The sequence below is a fragment of the Pseudomonas sp. RA_35y_Pfl2_P32 genome (assembly GCF_963970735.1).
In the GTDB taxonomy this organism is placed as follows: domain Bacteria; phylum Pseudomonadota; class Gammaproteobacteria; order Pseudomonadales; family Pseudomonadaceae; genus Aquipseudomonas.
Window position 1 is genome coordinate 117,589 of record NZ_CAXAQF010000014.1, and the last position, 23,458, is coordinate 141,046.

22 protein-coding genes and 2 tRNA genes are annotated in these 23,458 nt (G+C 58.6%); 21 read left to right on the forward strand and 3 right to left on the reverse strand.

Translation table 11 applies throughout. From position 1 onward, the window contains the following. The first annotated feature begins 5 nt into the window (after positions 1-5). Positions 6-440, forward strand: coding sequence for a type II toxin-antitoxin system RatA family toxin (locus tag AACY45_RS15925; RefSeq protein WP_339546352.1), 435 nt, complete (start codon positions 6-8; stop codon positions 438-440). Then, positions 433-741, forward strand: a complete 309-nt coding sequence (locus AACY45_RS15930; RefSeq protein ID WP_339546353.1) for an RnfH family protein — start codon at positions 433-435, stop codon at positions 739-741. The genes AACY45_RS15925 and AACY45_RS15930 overlap by 8 nt, the downstream gene beginning before the upstream one ends. A 209-nt stretch (positions 742-950) precedes the next feature. Here AACY45_RS15930 and AACY45_RS15935 read toward each other — a convergent pair whose 3' ends face one another. Continuing rightward, entirely contained in the window at positions 951-1,475 is a 525-nt protein-coding gene (locus AACY45_RS15935; RefSeq protein ID WP_339546354.1) for an outer membrane protein assembly factor BamE, read from the reverse strand. A 97-nt stretch (positions 1,476-1,572) separates the two neighbouring features. On the opposite strand from AACY45_RS15935, the gene fur reads away from it, so the two are divergent. After that, a complete protein-coding gene (gene fur / locus AACY45_RS15940) occupies positions 1,573-1,977 on the forward strand; it encodes a ferric iron uptake transcriptional regulator (RefSeq protein ID WP_007920840.1) in 405 nt (134 codons plus the stop codon). A gap of 74 nt (positions 1,978-2,051) precedes the next feature. Here the strand turns inward: fur and recN are convergent, their stop codons facing one another. After that, a complete protein-coding gene (gene recN, locus AACY45_RS15945) occupies positions 2,052-3,725 on the reverse strand; it encodes a DNA repair protein RecN (protein WP_339546355.1) in 1,674 nt (557 codons plus the stop codon). Positions 3,726-3,975: 250 nt separating this feature from the next. Here recN and grpE point away from each other — a divergent pair, with 250 nt between their 5' ends. The 8 genes from grpE (at position 3,976) to AACY45_RS15985 (ending at position 14,441) form a co-directional block, all read left to right on the forward strand. Further along, on the forward strand, positions 3,976-4,542 hold the full coding sequence (grpE, locus tag AACY45_RS15950) for a nucleotide exchange factor GrpE (RefSeq protein WP_095169477.1): 567 nt from the start codon (positions 3,976-3,978) through the stop codon (positions 4,540-4,542). Between the two features lie 102 nt (positions 4,543-4,644). After that, the gene (dnaK, locus tag AACY45_RS15955) at positions 4,645-6,561 is read left to right on the forward strand and encodes a molecular chaperone DnaK (protein WP_339546356.1); all 1,917 of its coding nucleotides are present in this window, start codon (positions 4,645-4,647) and stop codon (positions 6,559-6,561) included. A gap of 297 nt (positions 6,562-6,858) precedes the next feature. Then, positions 6,859-7,983, forward strand: a complete 1,125-nt coding sequence (dnaJ, locus tag AACY45_RS15960) for a molecular chaperone DnaJ (RefSeq protein WP_095169475.1) — start codon at positions 6,859-6,861, stop codon at positions 7,981-7,983. 10 nt (positions 7,984-7,993) lie between these two features. Continuing rightward, entirely contained in the window at positions 7,994-8,800 is an 807-nt protein-coding gene (gene dapB, locus AACY45_RS15965; protein WP_339546357.1) for a 4-hydroxy-tetrahydrodipicolinate reductase, read from the forward strand. Between the two features lie 258 nt (positions 8,801-9,058). Further along, a complete protein-coding gene (gene carA / locus AACY45_RS15970; RefSeq protein WP_095169473.1) occupies positions 9,059-10,195 on the forward strand; it encodes a glutamine-hydrolyzing carbamoyl-phosphate synthase small subunit in 1,137 nt (378 codons plus the stop codon). A 118-nt stretch (positions 10,196-10,313) separates the two neighbouring features. After that, positions 10,314-13,535 carry a carbamoyl-phosphate synthase large subunit gene (gene carB / locus AACY45_RS15975; RefSeq protein ID WP_339546358.1) on the forward strand — a complete coding sequence of 1,074 codons (3,222 nt, stop codon included), beginning with the start codon at positions 10,314-10,316 and terminating at the stop codon, positions 13,533-13,535. After that, positions 13,532-14,008 carry a transcription elongation factor GreA gene (gene greA / locus AACY45_RS15980; RefSeq protein ID WP_166591409.1) on the forward strand — a complete coding sequence of 159 codons (477 nt, stop codon included), beginning with the start codon at positions 13,532-13,534 and terminating at the stop codon, positions 14,006-14,008. The genes carB and greA overlap by 4 nt, the downstream gene beginning before the upstream one ends. A 28-nt stretch (positions 14,009-14,036) precedes the next feature. Continuing rightward, on the forward strand, positions 14,037-14,441 hold the full coding sequence (locus AACY45_RS15985) for an MFS transporter (RefSeq protein WP_339546359.1): 405 nt from the start codon (positions 14,037-14,039) through the stop codon (positions 14,439-14,441). 9 nt (positions 14,442-14,450) lie between these two features. On the opposite strand, the gene AACY45_RS15990 is transcribed toward AACY45_RS15985, so the two are convergent. Further along, on the reverse strand, positions 14,451-14,759 hold the full coding sequence (locus AACY45_RS15990; protein WP_201228024.1) for a YhbY family RNA-binding protein: 309 nt from the start codon (positions 14,757-14,759) through the stop codon (positions 14,451-14,453). Between the two features lie 101 nt (positions 14,760-14,860). Here AACY45_RS15990 and rlmE point away from each other — a divergent pair, with 101 nt between their 5' ends. From rlmE to nusA, 10 genes are all read left to right on the forward strand, one after another. Then, a complete protein-coding gene (gene rlmE, locus AACY45_RS15995; RefSeq protein WP_339546361.1) occupies positions 14,861-15,490 on the forward strand; it encodes a 23S rRNA (uridine(2552)-2'-O)-methyltransferase RlmE in 630 nt (209 codons plus the stop codon). A 201-nt stretch (positions 15,491-15,691) separates the two neighbouring features. Further along, complete coding sequence (ftsH, locus tag AACY45_RS16000) at positions 15,692-17,602, forward strand: ATP-dependent zinc metalloprotease FtsH (RefSeq protein ID WP_339546362.1); 1,911 nt, start codon at positions 15,692-15,694, stop codon at positions 17,600-17,602. Positions 17,603-17,610: 8 nt separating this feature from the next. Further along, a complete protein-coding gene (folP, locus tag AACY45_RS16005; RefSeq protein ID WP_339546363.1) occupies positions 17,611-18,462 on the forward strand; it encodes a dihydropteroate synthase in 852 nt (283 codons plus the stop codon). A 16-nt stretch (positions 18,463-18,478) separates the two neighbouring features. Continuing rightward, the gene (gene glmM / locus AACY45_RS16010) at positions 18,479-19,816 is read left to right on the forward strand and encodes a phosphoglucosamine mutase (RefSeq protein WP_339546364.1); all 1,338 of its coding nucleotides are present in this window, start codon (positions 18,479-18,481) and stop codon (positions 19,814-19,816) included. Between the two features lie 66 nt (positions 19,817-19,882). Then, positions 19,883-20,638, forward strand: a complete 756-nt coding sequence (gene tpiA / locus AACY45_RS16015; RefSeq protein WP_339546365.1) for a triose-phosphate isomerase — start codon at positions 19,883-19,885, stop codon at positions 20,636-20,638. 4 nt (positions 20,639-20,642) lie between these two features. Beyond that, the gene (secG, locus tag AACY45_RS16020) at positions 20,643-21,026 is read left to right on the forward strand and encodes a preprotein translocase subunit SecG (RefSeq protein WP_095081642.1); all 384 of its coding nucleotides are present in this window, start codon (positions 20,643-20,645) and stop codon (positions 21,024-21,026) included. 22 nt (positions 21,027-21,048) lie between these two features. Continuing rightward, a tRNA-Leu gene (locus AACY45_RS16025) sits at positions 21,049-21,134 on the forward strand. A gap of 96 nt (positions 21,135-21,230) precedes the next feature. Further along, positions 21,231-21,307, forward strand: a tRNA-Met gene (locus tag AACY45_RS16030). A 138-nt stretch (positions 21,308-21,445) separates the two neighbouring features. Beyond that, positions 21,446-21,904, forward strand: coding sequence for a ribosome maturation factor RimP (gene rimP / locus AACY45_RS16035; RefSeq protein ID WP_159987310.1), 459 nt, complete (start codon positions 21,446-21,448; stop codon positions 21,902-21,904). 59 nt (positions 21,905-21,963) lie between these two features. After that, positions 21,964-23,445, forward strand: a complete 1,482-nt coding sequence (gene nusA / locus AACY45_RS16040) for a transcription termination factor NusA (RefSeq protein WP_071485563.1) — start codon at positions 21,964-21,966, stop codon at positions 23,443-23,445. The last annotated feature ends 13 nt before the right edge of the window (positions 23,446-23,458 follow it).

Here is a 23,458-nt window from a genome sequence, read left to right on the forward strand (position 1 = left end):
CTGACATGACGACCCATATTCAACGTTCGGCCCTGTTGCCGTATCCGGCGCAAGCGCTTTATGACTTGGTCAATGACGTGGCGCGTTATCCGGAGTTCCTACCCTGGTGTTCCGAGTCCAAGGTGATGGAAAGCTCCGCCGAGCATATGCGCGCCAGCGTCGGGGTGGCCAAGGGTGGGCTGAGCCAGCACTTTGTCACGCGTAATACGCTGGTGCCGGGGCATTCGATCGAGATGAACCTTGAGGAAGGGCCTTTCACCCAGTTGCATGGCGTCTGGGTGTTCAAGCCCTTGGGCGAGAAGGCCTGCAAGATCAGCCTGGACCTGACGTTCGACTACGCCGGGCCGATTGTGCGGGCGACGCTGGGGCCGCTGTTCAATCAGGCCGCCAATACCTTGGTCGACGCGTTCTGTCAGCGGGCCAAGCAACTGCATGGCTGAGTCGGTGATGGACGTCGAGGTGGTGTATGCCGCCGTTGATCGCCAGGTCTTGCTGGCGATTCAGGTGCCTTCGGGGTGCAGCGTGCGTGCGGCGCTGGGGTTGTCGGGGATAGCTGGGGAGTTTCCGGAGCTGGATCTGGCGAGCTGCGCTGTGGGTATTTTTGGCAAGGTGGTGGTCGATCCTGAGCACTGCCTGGTTCGGGCCGGGGATCGTATTGAGATTTATCGGCCGTTGTTGGCTGATCCCAAGGAGGTTCGTCGGTTGCGGGCGGCCAAGGCGGCGCGGGCTAAGGCGTCTTGATGTTGTAGGTATGCGTTGCTGCGGTCACGGTGACCCAGCCCCTCCTGTAGCAACTGCCGAGGCTGCGTTCGAGGACGCAGTCCTCGCCGGGGAGATCAGGATCAACAGCGGCAAGCGGGCTAATGCTCGGCCTGTTGTGTGGTGGTGATGGCGGATTTTAGGCAATAAAAAAGCCCGGCATGCCGGGCTTTTTCTTGTGTCGCATAATGTTACTGCGTGGTGTCCAGCGGCTCTGGTGTTGGCACTGGGACGGTTTCTACGCCGTCGACGTCCTTCTGGATCTGGTCCAGTAGTGAGCCCGGCTTGACCGGTTTTTCGGGTTTTGGTTGTTCGACGTTTTCCACCGGGGTGGTCACGCTGGTGCCGCTGTCCTTGCCCATCAGGGCTTCGTCACGGCTCACGCCAGGCATGAAGTCGCCCGACAAGCTGACGAGTTGGTCGTCAGGATTGAAGATGACGCTGATGCGTTCCTGTTGGCGTTCACCGCCACCAGGCTGCAGGCTGTACAGGTAATCCCAGCGATTGGCATGGAACGTGTCGGTCAGCAGAGGGTTGCCCATGATAAACCGTACTTGCCGACGGGTCATTCCCGGGCGTAACTGGTCTATCATGTCCTGCGTGACGACATTGCCCTGCTGGATGTCGATTTTGTAAACCCCGGGGAATGAACAACCGGCGAGTGCGAGCAGTCCCACGAAGGTGAAACTGGTTAGCAAGAGCTTGGTGTTTTGCATCGGTGGGCGACTTCCACTATCTTGGCTGGGACAACGTAAACGCCGATCATACCCGCATTAAGAGAAGCTGCGAAGCAGCATCGCGAGAAAGCTGACCATGGTTGAAAATAGCGAACTACGCAAAGCCGGCCTTAAAGTGACCCTGCCACGGGTCAAAATTCTGCAAATGCTCGATTCCGCCGAGCAGCGTCACATGAGTGCCGAGGATGTCTACAAGGCACTGATGGAAGCTGGCGAGGATGTCGGTCTGGCCACGGTTTACCGTGTACTGACTCAATTCGAAGCGGCTGGTCTTGTGGTCCGTCACAACTTCGACGGCGGCCACGCGGTCTTCGAATTGGCTGACGGCGGTCACCACGACCATATGGTCAATGTGGATTCCGGTGAAGTGATCGAATTCTTCGACGAAGAAATCGAAAAGCTTCAGAAGGCGATCGTCGAGAAGCACGGTTTCGAGTTGGTGGATCACAACTTGGTGCTGTACGTACGTACTAAAAAGTAAGCATGTCGCGCGGACTCAGGTCCGCGAAACGAACGAAGGCGACCCAAGGGTCGCCTTCGTGCTATCTGGCCGATTCAACTCTTGGCCGTGACCACCATTTTTTTCGCGTGAGCCAGGGATTCCTTGGTCAGGTCGATGCCCCCCAGCATTCGTGCCACTTCTTCTATTCGCTCGTTCTTGCTCAGCTTGGATACCGCGGTGCGTGTGGCCTGGTCGCCGCGGACCTTGTGTACAAACAGGTGTTGATGCCCCTGGGAGGCCACCTGCGGCAAGTGCGTGACCGTCAGCACCTGACCGCGCTCGCCAAGGCGGCGCAGCAGTTGGCCGACAATTTCCGCAGTAGGGCCGCCAATGCCCACGTCCACTTCGTCGAACACCAGGGTCGGTATACGTGAGGTTTGCGCGGTGATCACCTGGATCGCCAGGCTGATACGCGACAGCTCGCCACCCGAGGCGACTTTTGCCAGTGCCTTGAGCGGTTGTCCGGGGTTGGCGCTGACCAGCAGCTCCACCTGTTCCAGGCCGTTAGGCAGCAGCTCGGCGCTGGTGTTGGCGCGCAATTCGATGCTGAAACGGCCGCCTGGCATGCCCAGGCGCTGGATTTCCTGCTCGACCGCGTGGGCCAGGTTGGAGGAGGCCTGGTGGCGCAAGTCACTCAGCTCCCGGGCTTTTTCTTGATAGTGGCGGGCAAATGCCCCCAATTCTTCGCTGAGGCGCTCGATGGATTCATCGTTGGCATTCAGGGTTTCGAGCTCGTCCAGCAGCCGTTGCTGGAGGTCGGCGACCTCAGTGGGCTGGATCCGGTGTTTGCGTGCCAGGGTATAGATGGTGTCCAGGCGCTCTTCGAGTTGTTGCAGGCGTGCCGGGTCGGCGTCGAAGTTGTCGAGGAAACGGTTCAGTTCGCCGACCGCTTCTTCGACCTGGATCTGGGCGCTGGTGAGCAGGTTGGTGGCTTCGCCCAGGGCGTTGACCGTGTTGTTGACGCTGGACAGGCGATTGAGGCTGGCGGTCAGGGCGTTCAGCACATTGCCGGAATCACTTTCGCTGCATTGCTCGACCACCTGTCGGCAAATACCCAGCAGGGTTTCCGCGTTGGTCAGGTTTTTATGCTCTTGCTCAAGCTGCTCCAGTTCGTTGTCGCCGAGCCCGAGGTTTTCCAGCTCTTCGAGCTGATAGCTGAGCAACTGGTGGCGAGCACGTTGTTCGTCGCCGGAGTTGGACAGGCGCTCAAGCTCCTGGCGGGTCTGGCGCCAGCGTTGGGCGGCCAGTTGGACCTGGCGGGCCAGGTCGGTGGCGCCGGCGTATTCGTCCAGCAGGCGGCGGTGGGTGTCGGTTTTGAGCAGTGACTGGTGTTCGTGCTGGCTGTGGATGTCGATCAGCAGTTCGCCGAGGGCCTTGAGGTCACCAAGGGGGCAGGGCGTGCCATTGATATAGCCGCGCGAGCGACCCTCGGCGGTGATGACCCGGCGCAGGATGCACGGGCCATCGTTGTCCAGGTCACGCTCGGCCAGCCAGGTGCGGGCTTCGGGGATGTCGACCAGGTCGAAGGTGGCGAGGATGTCGGCCTTTTCCGCGCCCGGGCGTACCACGCCGCTGTCGGCGCGATCGCCCAGGGTCAGGCCCAGGGCGTCGAGCATGATCGACTTGCCGGCGCCGGTTTCCCCTGTGATCACGCTCATCCCGCGATCAAGCTCGAGATCGAGATGTTCAACGATGGCGTAGTTGTGTACGGACAGGTGCACCAGCATAAAGGCCGCTCCCAGGCTTAAGGTCTGGTTATTTATACAGTAGTTTATTTGCCCCTGACAATGCCCTCGTTTAGCTCGATTTGCTTGGTGTCGCTGTTTTTTTAAAACCAGGCACCAGACCAATTCAGTGGTTTTTGTAGGGGTAATGCGCTTCTGTACGGAGCAGGCCCTTGAACCTGCAAATTGCGACCCCATATACCGGAGCAGAAGCGCGAGTCGAGTTCGCGCACGATTTTGAAAGGAGAAATCTATGGCTGACGAACAGACGCTGGATACGCAAAATCTAGACGCCAATCAGGCTCCCCAAGCATCGGGTGAAGACCTGGTGGCTCGTGTACAAGTGCTCGAAGAGCAACTGGCTGGCGCTCAGGATCAGGCTTTGCGTGTTGCGGCTGATCTGCAGAACGTCCGCCGTCGCGCCGAGCAGGATGTAGAGAAGGCTCACAAGTTCGCACTGGAAAAATTCGCTGGCGACCTGCTGCCGATCATCGACAGCCTGGAGCGCGGCCTGGAGTTGTCCAACCCGGACGACGAAAGCATCCGCCCGATGCGTGAAGGGATCGAGCTGACCCTGAAAATGTTCCAGGACACCCTGAAGCGTTATCAGTTGGAAGCGATCGATCCGGAAGGTGAGCCGTTCAACGCTGAGCACCATCAGGCGATGGCCATGCAGGAAAGCGCCGACATGGAACCCAACAGCGTATTGAAGGTGTTTCAGAAGGGCTACGTGCTTAACGGTCGCCTGCTGCGCCCGGCCATGGTTGTGGTCAGCAAGGCCCCGGCGCCGGTTTCGCCCTCGATTGACGAGCAGGCTTGAAATCCGCCGCAAGGCCCCCATTTATAAGTCAAGCGTTTAAGTGCTACCGCAGTTAGCCACCACTGCTGCGGCAACCAAATCCAAAGTTTCGGGAGAGTTAACATGGGCAAAATTATCGGTATCGACCTGGGGACTACCAACTCCTGCGTCTCCATCCTTGAAAACGGCAACGTAAAAGTTATCGAGAACGCCGAAGGCGCGCGTACCACGCCGTCGATCGTGGCCTACGCCAACGATGGCGAAATCCTGGTTGGCCAGTCGGCCAAGCGTCAGGCAGTGACCAATCCGCATAACACCCTGTACGCGGTGAAGCGTTTGATCGGTCGTCGCTTCGAAGAAGAAGTGGTTCAGAAAGACATCCAGATGGTCCCTTACAAGATCGTCAAGGCAGACAATGCCGACGCCTGGGTTGAAGTGAACGGCCAGAAAATGTCGCCGCCACAGATCTCGGCTGAAATCCTCAAGAAAATGAAGAAAACTGCCGAAGACTACCTCGGCGAAGCAGTGACTGAAGCGGTCATCACCGTTCCTGCTTACTTCAACGACAGTCAGCGTCAGGCGACCAAAGACGCCGGCCGTATTGCTGGTCTGGACGTAAAACGCATCATCAACGAACCCACCGCAGCTGCGCTGGCGTACGGTATGGACAAGGCCAAGGGCGATCACACGGTGATCGTTTATGACCTGGGTGGCGGTACTTTCGACGTTTCGGTGATCGAAATTGCCGAAGTCGATGGCGAGCACCAGTTCGAAGTACTGGCCACCAACGGTGATACGTTCCTGGGCGGTGAAGACTTTGACATTCGTCTGATCGACTACCTCGTTGACGAATTCAAGAAAGAAAGCGGCATGAACCTCAAGGGTGACCCGCTGGCCATGCAGCGCCTGAAAGAAGCCGCTGAGAAAGCCAAGATCGAGCTGTCTTCGAGCCTGCAGACCGACGTCAACCTGCCGTACATCACTGCAGACGCGACTGGTCCTAAGCACTTGAACGTGAAAATCTCCCGCGCCAAGCTGGAAGCGCTGGTAGAAGACCTGGTTCAACGCACCATCGAGCCTTGCCGCATTGCGCTGAAAGACTCGGGTATCGACGTTGGCGCGATCAACGACGTGATCCTGGTCGGCGGTCAGACCCGTATGCCTCTGGTGCAGAAGGCTGTTACCGATTTCTTCGGTAAAGAAGCCCGTAAAGACGTGAACCCGGACGAAGCGGTTGCCATGGGTGCTGCTATCCAGGGCGCGGTACTGGCCGGTGACGTGAAAGACGTTCTGCTGCTCGACGTCAGCCCGCTGACCCTGGGTATCGAAACCATGGGTGGCGTGATGACCGCGCTGATTGAGAAAAACACCACGATTCCTACCAAGAAATCGCAAGTGTTCTCGACTGCTGACGACAATCAGGGCGCCGTGACCATTCACGTGCTGCAAGGCGAGCGTAAGCAAGCTGCCCAGAACAAGTCCCTGGGCAAGTTCGACCTGGCCGAGATTCCGCCAGCACCACGTGGCGTGCCACAAATTGAAGTGACCTTCGACATCGACGCCAACGGCATCCTGCACGTAGGCGCCAAGGACAAGGCCACCGGCAAGACTCAGTCGATCGTGATCAAGGCCAACTCCGGTCTGTCCGAGGAAGAAATTCAGCAGATGATTCGTGATGCTGAAACCAACGCTGACGAAGACCGCAAGTTCGAAGAGCTGGCGTCCGCCCGTAACCAGGGTGACGCGCTGGTGCATTCGACTCGCAAGATGGTCGCAGACGCTGGCGACAAAGTGACTGCCGAAGAGAAGGCTGCCATCGAAGCTGCAGTGGTTGCCCTGGAAGCCGCCGTCAAAGGCGACGACAAGGCTGCCATCGAAGCCAAGGTTGAAGAGTTGTCGAAAGTCTCCGCGCCAGTGGCGCAGAAGATGTACGCCGAACAGGCTCAGCCTGCTGAAGGCGCAGCACCGCAAGGTGAATCGGCGCAAAAGGCTGACGACGTTGTCGATGCTGAGTTTGAAGAAGTCAAAGACCACAAGTAAGTTGTTGGTCGGCCGGTTGACTGCCTTTGTGCGGTGACTGGTAGGATGTCGCCGCGCGGGAGCTTGCTCCCGCGTTGGCGTGTCTGGAGTACACGAATTTTTACCCCATGCGACAACGTTCGCCTGTGGGTGGTATGGCCGGGAATGCTCCTGCTTTTCGAGCCGCAAGTACCGTATCGAATCAAAGACCAGGATCGTTGAATTGACGTGAGTTGGGTCCGGGCCTGTATTGGGGCTCAACGAGTTTGGCAAGGCTCAGGAGGGGTTTGCCGGACGTCCTTAAGAGTGCAAAGACTTATGGCAAAGCGTGACTATTACGAAGTGTTGGGTGTCGAGCGTGGCACGAGCGAAGCGGACCTGAAGAAGGCCTATCGTCGCTTGGCGATGAAGCACCACCCGGACCGTAATCCTGACGACAAAGCGTCGGAAGAAATGTTCAAAGAGGCCAACGAGGCCTACGAAGTGCTGTCCGATTCCAGCAAGCGCGCGGCGTACGACCAGTATGGTCATGCGGGTGTCGACCCAAGCATGGGCGGCGGCGGAGCTGGTTTTGGCGGGCAGAACTTCTCTGACATCTTTGGTGATGTGTTCAGTGATTTCTTTGGTGGTGGTCGTGGCGGTTCCCGTGGCGGCGCGCAGCGCGGCAGCGACCTGCGCTACACCCTGGAGCTGAATCTGGAAGAAGCGGTGCGCGGCACGACCGTGAATATCCGGGTTCCGACCCTGGTCAACTGCCAGCCGTGCGATGGCTCGGGCGCCAAGAAGGGCTCCTCGCCCGTGACCTGCCCAACCTGCGGCGGTATCGGCCAGGTGCGCATGCAGCAAGGTTTCTTCTCGGTGCAGCAAACCTGCCCGCGCTGCCACGGCCAGGGCAAGATCATTTCCGACCCGTGCAACTCCTGCAACGGCGAAGGGCGTGTCGAAGAGTACAAGACCCTGTCGGTGAAAGTGCCGGCGGGTGTGGACACCGGCGACCGCATCCGCCTGTCGGGTGAGGGTGAGGCAGGGACCCAGGGTGGGCCGACTGGTGACCTGTACGTGGTGATCAATGTGCGTGAGCACTCGATTTTCCAGCGCGACGGCAAGCACCTGTTCTGCGAAGTGCCGATCAGCTTTGTCGATGCTGCCCTGGGTGGCGAGCTGGAGATTCCGACCCTCGATGGTCGGGTCAAGCTGAAGATCCCTGAGGGTACGCAGACCGGTAAGCAGTTCCGGGTGCGTGGCAAAGGCGTGGCGCCTGTGCGTGGCGGTGGTGCCGGTGACCTGATGTGCCGTGTGGCGGTCGAGACGCCGGTCAACCTGAGTCGTCGTCAGCGTGAATTGCTGGAAGAGTTCCGCAGCTCCTTGGCGGATGACAACAGCCACTCGCCGAAAACCACTGGCTGGTTCGAAGGTGTGAAGCGTTTCTTCGGCGACCTGTAAGGAATCTGGTATGCGACGTATAGCTGTGATGGGCGCTGCTGGGCGCATGGGCAAGATTCTGGTGGAGGCGGTGCAGCAACGCGCACCGCTCACCGGCCTGACGGCGGCCATCGTGCGCCCTGGCAGCACGTTGATTGGCGTGGATGCCGGTGAGCTGGCGTCGCTGGGTCGAATCGGGGTGCCCCTGGTGGGCAACCTGGATGCCGTGGCTGAAGAGTTCGATGTGTTGATCGACTTCACGCTGCCGGAAGTCATGCTCAAGAACCTGGCGTTCTGCCGCAAGGCAGGCAAGGCCATGGTCATCGGAACAACCGGCCTGGACGCCGCGCAGAAGCAGGTGTTGGCCGAGGCGGGCAAGGACATTCCGATCGTCTTTGCAGCCAACTTCAGCGTTGGGGTCAACCTGTCGCTCAAGCTGCTGGACATGGCGGCGCGGGTGTTGGGTGACGATGCCGATATCGAGATCATCGAGGCCCATCACCGGCACAAGATCGATGCGCCATCCGGTACGGCCCTGCGTATGGGTGAGGTGATTGCCGATGCGCTGGGGCGCGACTTGCAGAAGGTCGCGGTGTACGGGCGTGAAGGCCATACCGGGGCCCGTGAGCGCGACACCATCGGCTTTGCCACTGTTCGCGGTGGTGATGTGGTGGGTGATCACACGGTGCTGTTCGCCTGCGAGGGCGAGCGCCTGGAAGTGACCCACAAGGCTTCCAGTCGCATGACCTTTGCCAAGGGGGCGGTGCGTGCTGCGCTATGGCTCGATGGTCGCGAGCCAGGTCTGTATGACATGCAAGACGTGCTCGATCTGCGGTAAGATGCGCCCGAAATCGGGTTCGAACCCTGCGTTCGAGCCCGTTTTTCCCCGCCAAGCGACGCCCTGTCGCATTCTCTAGTCTTTCAGGCTCATTGGCGGTAGACCAAAAAAGCCTTTTTCTGTAAGCTACAGCTTTAGTGTGTCCACTAAAAGCGCGCAGAATAATTCAGTGAAGAAGCGGGGTGACGTGTCCATACGTCACTCCGCTTTTTTACAACCTGCGATCGCCCCTTCAGGCTTTATTTACGGGAGGTCTTCTTGACTAAGCCAGCCATACTCGCCCTTGCTGATGGCAGCATTTTTCGCGGCGAAGCCATTGGAGCCGACGGTCAAACCGTTGGTGAGGTGGTGTTTAACACCGCCATGACCGGCTATCAGGAAATCCTTACCGATCCTTCCTACGCCCAACAGATCGTTACCCTGACTTACCCGCACATCGGCAACACTGGCACCACGCCAGAAGATGCTGAGTCCGACCGCGTTTGGTCTGCCGGGCTGGTCATTCGTGACCTGCCGCTGGTTGCGAGCAACTGGCGTAACACCATGTCCCTGTCCGATTACCTGAAAGCCAACAATGTAGTGGCTATCGCTGGTATCGACACTCGCCGCCTGACACGCATCCTGCGTGAGAAAGGCGCGCAGAACGGTTGCATCATGGCTGGTGACAACATCTCTGAAGAAGCTGCTCTGGCAGCGGCTCGCGGTTTCCCGGGCCTGAAGGGTATGGACCTGGCGAAAGTCGTCAGCACCAAAGAGCAATATGAATGGCGCTCGACTGTCTGGGACTTGAAAACCGACAGCCATGCGACCATCGAGGCCAGCGAACTGCCCCATCACGTGGTGGCCTACGACTACGGCGTCAAGCTGAACATCCTGCGCATGCTGGTCGAGCGCGGCTGCCGTGTGACGGTGGTGCCGGCGCAAACCCCGGCGGCCGACGTCCTGGCTCTCAAGCCAGACGGCGTGTTCCTGTCCAACGGCCCGGGTGACCCGGAGCCTTGCGACTACGCGATCCAGGCAATCAAGGAAGTCCTTGAAACCGAGATCCCGGTGTTCGGTATCTGCCTCGGTCACCAACTGCTGGCCCTGGCCTCCGGCGCCAAGACCCTGAAAATGGGCCACGGCCACCACGGTGCCAACCACCCGGTTCAGGACCTGGACAGCGGTGTGGTGATGATCACCAGTCAGAACCACGGTTTTGCCGTGGACGAAGCGACCCTGCCGGCCAACGTGCGTGCGATCCACAAATCGCTGTTCGACGGCACCCTGCAAGGTATCGAGCGTACCGACAAGAGCGCCTTCAGCTTCCAGGGTCACCCTGAAGCCAGCCCTGGCCCGAACGACGTAGCGCCACTGTTCGATCGCTTCATCAACGAGATGGCCAAGCGTCGCTGATCGCTGGCCTGGATGCAGCAAAGCCTGAGGGTGGTCACCGCTGCGGTGACCCCCTCAAGGCTTCACAGATTGAACAAGACGGCTTGCCGACTGACCTGCGGATTTGAGTGACAAACCCATGCCAAAACGTACAGACATTAAAAGCATCCTGATTCTCGGCGCTGGCCCGATCGTTATCGGCCAGGCCTGCGAATTCGACTACTCCGGCGCCCAGGCCTGCAAGGCCCTGCGCGAAGAGGGTTACCGCGTCATCCTGGTGAACTCCAACCCAGCCACCATCATGACCGACCCGGCCATGGCCGACGCCACCTACATCGAACCGATCAAGTGGCAGACCGTTGCCAAGATCATCGAGAAAGAGCGTCCCGACGCGCTGCTGCCGACCATGGGCGGCCAGACCGCGCTGAACTGCGCCCTGGACCTGGAGCGCGAAGGCGTTCTGGAAAAATTCGGTGTGGAAATGATCGGCGCCAACGCCGACACCATCGACAAGGCTGAAGACCGTTCGCGTTTCGACAAGGCGATGAAATCCATCGGCCTGGACTGCCCGCGTTCCGGTATCGCCCACAGCATGGAAGAGGCCAATGCGGTCCTCGAGAAGCTGGGCTTCCCGTGCATTATCCGTCCGTCCTTCACCATGGGCGGCACCGGTGGTGGTATCGCTTACAACCGTGAAGAGTTCGAAGAGATCTGCGCCCGTGGCCTGGACCTGTCGCCGACCAAGGAACTGCTGATCGACGAATCCCTGATCGGCTGGAAAGAGTACGAAATGGAGGTTGTCCGCGATAAGAAGGACAACTGCATCATCGTCTGCTCGATCGAAAACTTCGACCCGATGGGCGTGCACACCGGTGACTCGATCACTGTTGCGCCAGCACAGACCCTGACGGACAAGGAATACCAGATCCTGCGTAACGCCTCCCTGGCGGTACTTCGCGAGATCGGCGTGGAAACCGGTGGTTCCAACGTGCAGTTCGGCATCTGCCCGGACACAGGCCGCATGGTTGTCATCGAGATGAACCCGCGTGTGTCCCGTTCCTCGGCACTGGCTTCCAAGGCTACCGGCTTCCCGATCGCCAAGGTCGCGGCCAAGCTGGCGGTGGGCTACACCCTCGATGAGCTGTCGAACGACATCACCGGCGGCAAGACCCCGGCGTCCTTCGAACCGTCCATCGATTACGTCGTGACCAAGCTGCCACGCTTCGCCTTCGAGAAATTCGCCAAGGCTGACGCGCGCCTGACCACGCAGATGAAGTCGGTTGGTGAAGTCATGGCCATCGGCCGGACCTTCCAGGAATCCCTACAGAAAGCCCTGCGCGGCCTGGAAGTCGGCGTCTGCGGCCTGGATGAGAAAGTTGACCTGAGCAACCCGGAAAGCATGAGCGTACTCAAGCGCGAGCTGACCGTGCCGGGTGCCGAGCGTATCTGGTACGTGGCGGACGCAATGCGCGCCGGCATGAGTGTTGACGACATCTTCAGCATGACCATGATCGATCGTTGGTTCCTGGTGCAGATGGAAGATCTGATCAAGGACGAAGAGAAGGTCAAGACCCTGGGTCTGACCAGCATCGACCGCGACCTGATGTTCCGTCTCAAGCGCAAAGGCTTCTCCGATATGCGCCTGGCCAAGCTGCTGGGTGTGACCGAGAAGGCCCTGCGCCGTCACCGCCACAAGCTCGAGGTGTACCCGGTCTACAAGCGCGTCGACACCTGCGCGGCCGAGTTCGCCACCGACACCGCCTACCTGTACTCGACCTACGAGGAGGAGTGCGAGGCTGCGCCATCGGGTCGCGACAAGATCATGATTCTGGGCGGCGGTCCAAACCGTATCGGCCAGGGCATCGAGTTCGACTACTGCTGCGTTCACGCGGCACTGGCGCTGCGCGACGACGGGTACGAGACCATCATGGTCAACTGCAACCCGGAAACCGTTTCCACTGACTACGACACTTCCGATCGCCTGTACTTCGAGCCAGTGACCCTGGAAGATGTGCTGGAAATCGTCCGCGTCGAGAAGCCAAAAGGTGTGATCGTCCAGTACGGCGGCCAGACCCCGCTGAAACTGGCGCGCGCCCTTGAAGAGGCCGGCGTACCGATCATCGGCACCAGCCCTGACGCCATCGACCGCGCCGAAGACCGTGAGCGCTTCCAGCAGATGGTCGAGCGCCTGAATCTGCGTCAGCCGCCTAACGCCACCGTGCGCAGCGAAGACGAAGCCATTCGCGCCGCCGGCAAGATCGGTTACCCGCTGGTGGTGCGTCCGTCCTATGTGCTGGGCGGCCGTGCGATGGAAATCGTCTACGAAGAAGAAGAGCTCAAGCGCTACCTGCGTGACGCGGTGAAAGTGTCCAACGACAGCCCGGTACTGCTCGACCACTTCCTCAACTGCGCCATCGAAATGGACGTGGATGCGGTCTGCGACGGCACCGACGTGGTGATCGGCGCGATCATGCAGCACATCGAGCAGGCCGGCGTTCACTCCGGTGACTCTGCGTGCTCGCTGCCGCCGTACTCGCTGCCGGCACACATCCAGGACGAGATGCGCGAACAGGTCAAAAAAATGGCCCTGGAACTGGGCGTGGTTGGCTTGATGAACGTACAGTTGGCGCTGCAGGGCGACGACATCTACGTGATCGAAGTCAATCCGCGTGCTTCGCGTACCGTGCCGTTCGTGTCCAAGTGCATCGGTGTTTCCCTGGCCATGATCGCGGCTCGCGTGATGGCCGGTAAGACCCTGAAGGAAATCGGCTTCACCAAGGAAATCATTCCTAACTTCTACAGCGTGAAAGAGGCGGTGTTCCCATTCGCCAAATTCCCTGGCGTTGACCCAATCCTTGGCCCAGAGATGAAGTCCACGGGTGAAGTGATGGGTGTGGGTGACACCTTCGGTGAAGCGTTCGCCAAGGCCCAGATGGGCGCCAGCGAAGTACTGCCGACCGGCGGTACCGCGTTCATCAGCGTGCGTGACGACGACAAGCCGCTGGTTGCAGGCGTGGCGCGTGATCTGATCAACTTGGGCTTCGAAGTGGTTGCCACTGCCGGGACTGCCAAGCTGATCGAGGCCGCAGGCCTGAAAGTACGTCGTGTGAACAAGGTGACCGAAGGTCGTCCGCACGTGGTCGACATGATCAAAAATGACGAAGTCACGCTGATCATCAACACCACTGAAGGTCGTCAGTCGATCGCTGACTCCTATTCCATTCGTCGTAATGCCTTGCAGCACAAGATCTACTGCACCACCACCATTGCTGCTGGCGAAGCCATCTGCGAAGCGTTGAAGTTCGGTCCCGAGAAGACCGTGCGCCGCTTGCAGGATCTACACGCAGGATTGAAGGCATGATCAAATACCCAATGACCGTCCAGGGCGCGCGCGCCCTGGAAGAAGAGCACGCTCACCTGACCAAGGTCGTACGTCCAAAGCTTAGCCAGGACATCGGTACGGCCCGTGAGTTGGGTGACTTGAAGGAAAATGCTGAGTACCACGCTGCCCGCGAGCAGCAGGGTATGGTCGAGGCGCGGATTCGTGACATTGAAGGCCGGATTCAGAACCAGGTCATCATCGATGTCACGAGCATCCCGCACACCGGCAAAGTGATTTTCGGCACTACCGTGGAAATCGCCAACGTCGAGACGGATGAGCGCGTTACTTACCACATCGTGGGTGAGGACGAGGCTGACTTCAAACTCGGCAAGATTTCCGTCGGTTCGCCCTTGGCCCGCGCCTTGATTGCCAAGGAAGAGGGTGATGTGGTGGCGGTCAAGACGCCTGGTGGCGTGATCGAGTATGAGATTGTCGAAGTCCGCCATATCTGAAGGCTGGCGCCCGCTGCGTGCGGGCGCAATGCTTTGGCAGCTGACCCAGATGTTGTGGGTTGGCGGCCTGTGGCTGCTGCATATAGGTCTGCAGCCGGTGTTGGGCAAGATTGGCCTGGCGCCGCTGCTGATCGATGAAGTCGCCAGTGCATTTGAAGTGCTGGTGGTGGGTTTTTCCGCCGCATGCGTGATTTTTCAGGCTTTGGTGCTGGTACAGGCCAAGGGCCTTGCCAGTCTATGGCGGGATTTTCGCGGGCAGGTGCTGTTGATGGCGCTGTATGCGTGTGCGATGTTTGTCGCAGTGCGTGTTGGCTGGCCGGATGCGCAGCGCTGGCAGGTGTTCAGTTATCTGGTGCTAGGATTTTCCGGGCTGGTTCTGGTGGTGCAGCCGGTGCCGGGGTGGAGTGGCAGGGTGCGCGAAGCACACCCTTGACCCTTTTCATCACTTGAAGCGATGAACGTTCGACAGCTGCTTGTTGACGCTGAAGTTCTTGCGGTAAACCAGTGCCATCTTGCCGATGACCTGTACCAGATCCGCTTTGCCGACCTTGCACAGTTCTGCAATGTGCGCCAGGCGCGACTCGCGATCGAGGATGTTTAGCTTGATTTTGATCAGCTCGTGATCCGCCAAAGCGCGTTCCAGTTCGGCTAACACACCTTCAGTCAAACCGTTGTCAGCCACAGTCAAAACTGGTTTCAGATGGTGGCCAATGGATTTGTACTGTTTCTTCTGCTCTTGAGTGAGCGGCATAATCTGACCCTTTCGTCTGGATTCTGTAAAATGGCGGCCATTTTACCCGAGGGTTCGTGGATCCGCCCAATTAATCACGACCCTTATTATCGAGGTGCCCAATGGCGCGTTCCAAGACAAGCCTTGGTTGGCTGAAAAGACATGTCAATGATCCCTATGTGAAGCAGGCGCAGAAGGATGGCTACCGCTCCCGTGCGAGTTACAAGCTTCTGGAGGTCCAGGAGAAATACAAGCTGATCCGTCCCGGCATGACTGTTGTCGACCTGGGGGCAGCGCCCGGTGGCTGGTCGCAGGTCACTAGTCGGCTGATTGGTGGTCAGGGGCGTCTGATCGCCTCGGATATCCTGGAAATGGACAGCATTCCGGACGTGACTTTTATCCAGGGTGACTTCACCCAGGACGCAGTGCTCGCTCAGATTCTTGAAGCTGTGGGTAATTCGCCGGTGGACCTTGTGATTTCCGATATGGCCCCCAATATGAGTGGTACGCCTGAAGTTGACATGCCAAAAGCCATGTTTCTTTGCGAGCTGGCGCTTGATTTGGCGGCTCGGATACTCAAGCCCGGTGGCAATTTCGTGATCAAGGTTTTTCAGGGTGAAGGGTTTGATGCTTACGTGAAGGACGCTCGTCGGAAATTCGACAAGGTCCAGATGATCAAGCCGGACTCTTCCCGTGGCAGTTCCCGCGAGCAATACATGCTGGCTTGGGGCTACCGTGGCCGGAGTGAGTAAGGCGCGATTTTTTGCGGGGTGATAGGTTTTTAATATTTCGTCTCACAAGCATTAGCGAATATTGTGTAGAAAGTGTTTCACAAAGGGTTACAGACGGCGCCTGCCAGAGCTGTAGGTAATGTAGTAAGTTAGGCCGGTGAATATCATGCGAAGCGCGCGCCAGTTGCGGAGCTTGCTTCAGAGGGTAGTTAATTGAACGATATGGCAAAGAATCTTATCCTGTGGTTGATCATCGCGGCTGTCCTGGTGACGGTGATGAACAACTTCTCCAGCCCTAACGAGCCGCAGACCCTCAACTATTCCGACTTCATCCAGCAGGTCAAGGATGGCAAGGTCGAGCGCGTAGCTGTGGATGGCTATGTCATCACTGGCAAGCGCACTGATGGCGACAGCTTCAAGACCATTCGTCCGGCTATTCAGGACAACGGTCTGATCGGCGACCTCGTGGACAACCATGTGGCAGTTGAAGGCAAGCAGCCTGAACAGCAAAGCATCTGGACCCAGCTGCTGGTTGCCAGCTTCCCGATCCTGGTGATCATCGCCGTGTTCATGTTCTTCATGCGTCAGATGCAGGGCGGTGCAGGCGGCAAGGGCGGGCCGATGAGCTTCGGCAAGAGCAAGGCACGCCTGCTCTCCGAAGATCAGGTGAAAACCACCCTGGCCGACGTCGCAGGGTGCGATGAAGCCAAGGAAGAAGTTGGCGAACTGGTTGAGTTCCTGCGTGATCCGGGCAAGTTCCAGCGCCTGGGTGGCCGTATTCCCCGTGGCGTACTGATGGTTGGCCCGCCAGGTACCGGTAAGACCCTGCTGGCCAAGGCCATTGCCGGCGAAGCCAAGGTGCCGTTCTTCACTATCTCCGGTTCCGACTTCGTCGAAATGTTCGTCGGTGTGGGCGCCAGCCGTGTTCGCGATATGTTCGAGCAGGCGAAAAAACACGCACCTTGCATCATCTTCATCGATGAAATCGACGCTGTCGGTCGCCATCGTGGTGCCGGCATGGGTGGTGGTCACGACGAGCGTGAGCAGACCCTCAACCAGTTGCTGGTGGAGATGGACGGCTTCGAGATGAATGACGGCATCATCGTCATTGCCGCGACCAACCGTCCGGACGTACTCGACCCGGCGTTGCTGCGTCCGGGCCGTTTTGACCGCCAGGTAGTGGTCGGCCTGCCAGACATCCGTGGTCGCGAGCAGATCCTCAAGGTTCACATGCGTAAAGTGCCGATGGGTGACGACGTTGCTCCGGCGGTGATCGCTCGTGGTACCCCGGGCTTCTCCGGTGCCGACCTGGCCAACCTGGTGAATGAGGCATCGCTGTTCGCTGCCCGTACCGGCAAGCGCATCGTCGAGATGAAGGAATTCGAACTGGCCAAGGACAAGATCATGATGGGCGCCGAGCGCAAATCCATGGTCATGTCCGAGAAAGAAAAGCAGAACACCGCTTATCACGAAGCGGGTCACGCGATCGTCGGTCGTGTCGTGCCTGAGCACGATCCGGTCTACAAGGTCTCGATCATTCCTCGTGGTCGTGCGCTGGGTGTGACCATGTTCCTGCCGGAAGAAGATCGCTACAGCCTGTCCAAACGTGCGCTGATCAGCCAGATCTGTTCGCTGTATGGCGGCCGTATCGCCGAAGAGATGACTCTGGGCTTCGACGGCGTCACCACCGGTGCCTCGAACGATATTATGCGTGCCAGCCAGATTGCCCGGAATATGGTGACCAAGTGGGGCCTGTCGGAAAAGCTTGGTCCCCTGATGTACGCCGAAGAAGAGGGTGAAGTATTCCTCGGTCGTGGCGGCGGCGGTCAACACGCCAGTTTCTCGGGCGAGACGGCGAAGCTGATCGACTCCGAAGTGCGCAGCATCATTGACCAGTGCTACGGCACCGCGAAGCAGATCCTGACGGACAACCGCGACAAGCTCGACGCGATGGCTGATGCGCTGATGAAGTACGAAACCATCGATGCTGATCAGATCGACGACATCATGGCCGGTCGCACGCCGCGTGAGCCGCGTGACTGGTCCGGTGGTACCGGCACTTCCGGTACGCCTCCTGTGGTTCAGGATGAGCGTCCGCAAACCCCTATCGGCGGCCCGGCTGCTGACGTCTAAGGTTTGAAATGACTCTTGCACAGTCCTCGACCCGGTTGCCTTGCGGCAACCGGGTTCTTGATTTGGCCCATACGCATGTCATGGGCATTCTGAATGTCACTCCTGATTCTTTCTCCGACGGCGGTCGTTTCAGTCAGCTTGATGCTGCGCTGAGGCATGCTGAGGCAATGGTGTCCGCGGGCGCTACCTTGATTGATGTCGGTGGTGAGTCGACCCGGCCGGGTGCGCGGGCGGTCTCACCGCTGGAGGAGCTCGAGCGGGTAGCGCCGATTGTCGAGCGAATACACTGTGAACTAGATGTGATTATTTCGGTCGATACCTCCACGCCTGCGGTCATGCGTGAAACGGCGCGCCTGGGTGCGGGACTGATCAATGATGTTCGCTCGCTGCGGCGAGACGGTGCGCTGGATGCTGCTGCGGCTACCGGTCTGCCGGTGTGCCTGATGCATATGCTGGGTGAGCCGGGGGATATGCAGGACAATCCTCACTATGCTGATGTAACGCGGGAAGTCGCAGACTTTCTCGCCGAGCGCATGGCGCAGTGTGCTGCGGTCGGTATCCCTGCCGAGCGGATCATTCTGGATCCCGGATTTGGATTCGCGAAAAACCTGCAGCACAATTTGAGCCTGTTCAAGCATATGGAGGCCCTGCGTGCGTTGGGGTGCCCACTGCTGGTTGGGGTGTCGCGCAAAAGCATGATTGGGCAAGCGCTTAATCGCCCGGTGGGCGAACGACTGCATGGCGGCCTCGCGTTGGCGGCGCTGGCGATGGTCAAGGGCGCGCGAATCCTGCGCGTGCATGACGTCGCTGAAACTGTGGACGTAGTGCGAATGATCGCAGCGGTAGAATCAGCCGAATAAGAATGTTGGAGTACTTATGACTAAAAAATATTTTGGCACCGACGGTATTCGTGGTCGGGTCGGTACCTACCCGATTACTCCTGATTTCATGCTTAAGCTCGGCTGGGCTGCGGGTATGGCGTTCCGGAAAATGGGTGCCTGCAAAGTCCTGGTCGGCAAGGACACGCGTATCTCCGGATACATGTTCGAATCGGCTCTCGAGGCCGGGCTGACGTCCGCCGGGGCTGATGTAATGCTGCTGGGGCCGATGCCTACGCCCGCCATCGCCTACCTGACGCGTACCTTTCATGCCGAAGCCGGCATTGTGATCAGCGCCTCGCACAATCCCCATGACGATAACGGCATCAAGTTTTTCTCCGGGCAGGGTACCAAGCTGCCGGACGAAATCGAGCTGATGATCGAAGAGCTGCTCGATACCCCGATGACTGTGGTCGAGTCGAGCAAGATCGGCAAAGTGTCGCGTATCAATGATGCGTCCGGTCGCTACATTGAGTTCTGCAAAAGCAGTGTGCCCACCGGCACTAGCTTTTCCGGGCTGAAAGTTGTCATCGATTGCGCCCACGGCGCGGTGTACAAGGTTGCGCCGAGTGTCTTTCGCGAGCTCGGCGCCGAAGTGGTGGTGCTCTCTGCACAGCCCAATGGCCTGAACATCAATGACAACTGCGGCTCGACCCATATGGGACAGCTGCAGGCTGCGGTCCTGGCTGAGCATGCTGACCTGGGTATTGCCTTCGATGGCGATGGCGATCGGGTGCTGATGGTTGATCACACGGGGGCGATCGTCGACGGTGATGAGCTGTTGTTCATCATTGCCCGTGATCTGCACGAGCGTGACATCCTGCAGGGCGGGGTAGTGGGCACACTGATGAGTAACCTGGGGTTGGAACTGGCCCTGGAAGAGCTGAAAATCCCGTTTGTACGGGCCAATGTCGGTGACCGCTACGTGATTGCCGACCTGTTGGAGCGCGGCTGGAAGGTCGGGGGTGAAAACTCCGGGCATATCGTTTGCTTCAATCACACCACCACCGGTGATGCAATCATTGCTGCGTTGCAGGTGCTGATGGCCTTGAAGGATCGCGACGAAGGGCTCGCCCAGGCGCGCCAGGCGCTGCGTAAGTGCCCTCAGGTCTTGATCAATGTGCGTTTTGCAGGAGGGGTAAATCCTGTGGGGCACGCGGCTGTCAAGGAGGCCAGCGCTCGCGTAACCAAGGCAATGGTTGGGCGTGGCCGGGTCTTGCTGCGCAAGTCTGGTACCGAGCCGCTGGTGCGTGTCATGGTCGAAGGCGAGGATGAAACCCTGGTTCGTGGATACGCTGAAGAGCTGGCAAAACTGGTTGCTGAAGTTTCTGCCTGAATTCGGCTTGCCAGCAATGATGTGGTTGGGTAACATCTGCGCCCACTTTGACCGACGAGGTACAGCATGCGTCGCCCTATGGTAGCTGGTAACTGGAAGATGCACGGTACCCGCGCCAGCGTCGCTGAGCTGATCGAAGGCCTTGGTCATCTGGCCTTGCCAAGCGGTGTTGACGTCGCGGTATTCCCACCTTGCTTGTTTATCAGCCGAGTGGTTGATGGCTTGGAAGGAAAGTCGATTTTGGTCGGTGCGCAGAATTCTGCGGTGGAATCCATGCAAGGTGCGCTGACTGGTGAGGTTTCGCCGAGTCAGCTAGTGGATGCAGGGTGTTCCCTGGTGCTTGTAGGGCACTCCGAGCGCCGCCAGATAATGGGCGAGCAGGACGTGGTGCTGATTCGCAAGTTCGCAGCGGCACAGGCATGTGGCTTGACTCCGGTGTTGTGTGTAGGGGAAACCCTCGAGCAGCGTGAAGCCGGAAAAACTCTTGAGGTTGTCGGGCGTCAGCTGGACAGCATCATCGAGGAGCTGGGTGTTGGTGTCTTTGCCAAGGCAGTCATTGCTTACGAGCCGGTCTGGGCTATTGGCACCGGGCTGACTGCTTCGCCGCAACAGGCGCAGGATGTGCATGCAGCCATTCGCGCGCAGTTGGCGGCAAAAAATTCTGAAGTCGCACAAGGTGTGCGGCTTCTATACGGCGGCAGCGTGAAGGCGGCCAATGCGGTCGAACTGTTCGGCATGCCGGATATCGATGGGGGGCTCATTGGTGGGGCTTCCCTGAATGCAGATGAGTTCGGTGCGATTATTCGCGCCGCGGGAAACTGAAAAAATGCTGGAAACAGTCGTAGTCGTTTTTCATCTGCTGGGTGCGTTGGGCGTAGTTGCTCTGGTATTGCTGCAGCAGGGTAAAGGTGCGGACGCTGGCGCGTCTTTCGGAGCAGGTGCTTCAAATACTGTGTTCGGAAGCCAAGGTTCCTCTACCTTTCTTAGTAAGTTTACTGCTATACTTGCCGCAGGTTTCTTCATAACCAGCTTAGGGTTGGGTTACTTTGCTAAAGAGAAAGCTCAACAGCTGACTCAAGTAGGTTTGCCAAACCCGGCGGTTCTCGAAGTGCCAGTGCAAAAGCCGGCTTCTGATGATGTACCGGTGCTTGAAGAGCAAAAGTCGGCAACCAATGCGACTGACGTACCTCCAGCTCAAGAGCAAAAGTAAGAAGGGTTTCAAACGTAGTATTGCCGAGGTGGTGGAATTGGTAGACACGCAACCTTGAGGTGGTTGTGCCCATAGGGTGTAGGGGTTCGAGTCCCCTTCTCGGTACCAATTATCAGGAGAGCCCGCTGTTGCGGGCTTTCTTGTAGGTGGAAGGTTACATTGACCCTGTCAGGGATCGGTCGTATACTTCCGCCCCAGCTTTGTCGCGGGGTGGAGCAGTCTGGTAGCTCGTCGGGCTCATAACCCGAAGGTCGTCGGTTCAAATCCGGCCCCCGCAACCAGTTTCAGGAGCCCCTTTTAAGGGGCTTTTTGTTAGCTGGACACTTTCAGCGCCGCTATTCGACGGCGTTTCAGGGATGGGCGTTTCGCCCATTTTTTTATTTTGCAAAGCATGCACATACATGCACGAGGGGGTTCAGGTGTCGAGCAAGCTAGAACAGTTGCAGGCCTTGCTGGCCCCGGTGGTCGTGGCCCTAGGCTATGAATGCTGGGGTATTGAGTTTTCGGCTCAAGGTCGCCACTCAATGTTGCGCGTTTATATCGATAAAGAGGGCGGCGTGCTGGTGGACGATTGCGCCATCGTCAGCCGTCAGATCAGCGGTGTGCTGGATGTTGAAGATCCGATCGCCGTTGAGTACACCCTTGAAGTTTCCTCGCCTGGCATGGAACGCCCGCTGTTCACTATTGAGCAGTTTGCAAAATTTGCCGGTGAACAAGTGAAGATCAAGCTGCGCTCGCCTTTTGAAGGTCGACGCAACTTTCAGGGCCTTCTGCGCGGCGTAGAAGAGCAGGACGTCGTGGTGCAGGTTGAAGACCATGAGTTCCTGTTGCCGATCGATATGATCGACAAGGCCAACATTATTCCCAGTTTTGACTGAGACGTGCCAGAAACTGCGGATCCCGCGGATCCAATGGCTTGCGAAAGGCGAGGCGTACGATGAGCAAAGAAGTACTGCTGGTTGTTGAGTCGGTATCCAATGAAAAGGGCGTACCGGCTAACGTAATTTTTGAAGCGCTGGAGCTGGCTCTGGCCACTGCTACCAAGAAGCGGTTCGAGGACGAAGTCGATCTGCGTGTGGAAATCAATCGCCACACCGGTGCTTACGAGACTTTCCGTCGCTGGACGGTCGTCGAAGAAGCAGACCTGGACGACCCGGCCATCGAAACCTGGCCGAGCAAGGTTGCGCAAACGCATCCGGGCGCCCAGGTTGGCGATGTCGTCGAAGAGAAGATCGAGTCGATCGAGTTCGGCCGTATCGCGGCACAGACTGCCAAGCAAGTCATTGTGCAGAAAGTTCGCGAAGCAGAACGCGCACAAGTGGTTGATGCCTATCGCGAGCGTCTGGGGGAAATCATCTCCGGCACCGTGAAAAAAGTCACCCGCGACAACGTGATCGTCGACCTGGGCAACAACGCCGAGGCGTTGCTGGCCCGTGAAGACATCATTTCTCGCGAAACCTTCCGGGTGGGCGTGCGTCTGCGTGCGCTGCTCAAGGAAATCCGCACTGAAAACCGCGGCCCACAGCTGATCCTGTCGCGTACCGCGCCGGAAATGCTGATCGAGTTGTTCCGCATTGAAGTGCCGGAAATCGCTGAAGGTCTGATCGAAGTAATGGCGGCCTCCCGTGACCCGGGCTCGCGTGCCAAGATCGCGGTCCGCTCGAAAGACAAACGCATCGACCCGCAGGGCGCTTGCATTGGTATGCGCGGTTCGCGCGTCCAGGCAGTGTCCGGTGAGTTGGGCGGTGAGCGTGTGGATATCGTTCTGTGGGACGACAACCCGGCGCAGTTCGTGATCAACGCCATGTCCCCGGCTGAGGTTGCGGCAATTATCGTTGACGAAGATGCCCATGCCATGGACATCGCCGTTGGCGCAGACAATCTGGCTCAGGCCATCGGTCGCGGTGGTCAGAACGTGCGTCTGGCTAGCCAGTTGACTGGCTGGACCCTGAACGTGATGACCGAATCGGACATCCAGGCTAAGCAGCAAGCAGAAACCGGCGACATCCTGCGCAACTTCATCGACGAGCTGGAAGTCGACGAAGACCTGGCACAGGTGCTGGTAGATGAAGGCTTCACCAGCCTGGAAGAGATTGCCTACGTACCGTTGGAAGAAATGCTCAACATCGACGGCTTTGACGAAGACACCGTCAACGAGCTTCGCGCTCGGGCCAAGGATCGTTTGTTGACTAAAGCCATCGCTACTGAGGAAAAGCTGGCAGACGCCCATCCGGCCGAAGACCTGCTCTCGCTTGAGGGTATGGACAAGGATTTGGCGATGGAACTGGCGGTGCGCGGCGTAATTACCCGCGAAGACCTGGCCGAGCAGTCTATTGACGACCTGCTCGACATCGACGGCATTGACGATGATCGTGCCGGCAAGTTGATCATGGCCGCCCGAGCCCATTGGTTCGAGTAATAGGCGCGGCCTG

Bases quoted from the DNA above. Each gene is read 5' to 3' on its own strand.
- glmM (WP_339546364.1), top strand. From the start codon at position 18,479: ATGACTAAAAAATATTTTGGCACCGACGGTATTCGTGGTCGGGTCGGT.
- rlmE (WP_339546361.1), top strand. From the start codon at position 14,861: ATGGCGCGTTCCAAGACAAGCCTTGGTTGGCTGAAAAGACATGTCAAT.
- AACY45_RS15990 (WP_201228024.1), bottom strand. From the start codon at position 14,759: ATGCCGCTCACTCAAGAGCAGAAGAAACAGTACAAATCCATTGGCCAC.
- tpiA (WP_339546365.1), top strand. From the start codon at position 19,883: ATGCGTCGCCCTATGGTAGCTGGTAACTGGAAGATGCACGGTACCCGC.
- AACY45_RS15925 (WP_339546352.1), top strand. From the start codon at position 6: ATGACGACCCATATTCAACGTTCGGCCCTGTTGCCGTATCCGGCGCAA.
- nusA (WP_071485563.1), top strand. From the start codon at position 21,964: ATGAGCAAAGAAGTACTGCTGGTTGTTGAGTCGGTATCCAATGAAAAG.
- fur (WP_007920840.1), top strand. From the start codon at position 1,573: ATGGTTGAAAATAGCGAACTACGCAAAGCCGGCCTTAAAGTGACCCTG.
- dapB (WP_339546357.1), top strand. From the start codon at position 7,994: ATGCGACGTATAGCTGTGATGGGCGCTGCTGGGCGCATGGGCAAGATT.
- dnaK (WP_339546356.1), top strand. From the start codon at position 4,645: ATGGGCAAAATTATCGGTATCGACCTGGGGACTACCAACTCCTGCGTC.
- recN (WP_339546355.1), bottom strand. From the start codon at position 3,725: ATGCTGGTGCACCTGTCCGTACACAACTACGCCATCGTTGAACATCTC.
- AACY45_RS15985 (WP_339546359.1), top strand. From the start codon at position 14,037: ATGCTTTGGCAGCTGACCCAGATGTTGTGGGTTGGCGGCCTGTGGCTG.
- AACY45_RS15935 (WP_339546354.1), bottom strand. From the start codon at position 1,475: ATGCAAAACACCAAGCTCTTGCTAACCAGTTTCACCTTCGTGGGACTG.
- dnaJ (WP_095169475.1), top strand. From the start codon at position 6,859: ATGGCAAAGCGTGACTATTACGAAGTGTTGGGTGTCGAGCGTGGCACG.
- secG (WP_095081642.1), top strand. From the start codon at position 20,643: ATGCTGGAAACAGTCGTAGTCGTTTTTCATCTGCTGGGTGCGTTGGGC.
- greA (WP_166591409.1), top strand. From the start codon at position 13,532: ATGATCAAATACCCAATGACCGTCCAGGGCGCGCGCGCCCTGGAAGAA.
- folP (WP_339546363.1), top strand. From the start codon at position 17,611: ATGACTCTTGCACAGTCCTCGACCCGGTTGCCTTGCGGCAACCGGGTT.
- AACY45_RS15930 (WP_339546353.1), top strand. From the start codon at position 433: ATGGCTGAGTCGGTGATGGACGTCGAGGTGGTGTATGCCGCCGTTGAT.
- ftsH (WP_339546362.1), top strand. From the start codon at position 15,692: ATGGCAAAGAATCTTATCCTGTGGTTGATCATCGCGGCTGTCCTGGTG.
- carB (WP_339546358.1), top strand. From the start codon at position 10,314: ATGCCAAAACGTACAGACATTAAAAGCATCCTGATTCTCGGCGCTGGC.
- grpE (WP_095169477.1), top strand. From the start codon at position 3,976: ATGGCTGACGAACAGACGCTGGATACGCAAAATCTAGACGCCAATCAG.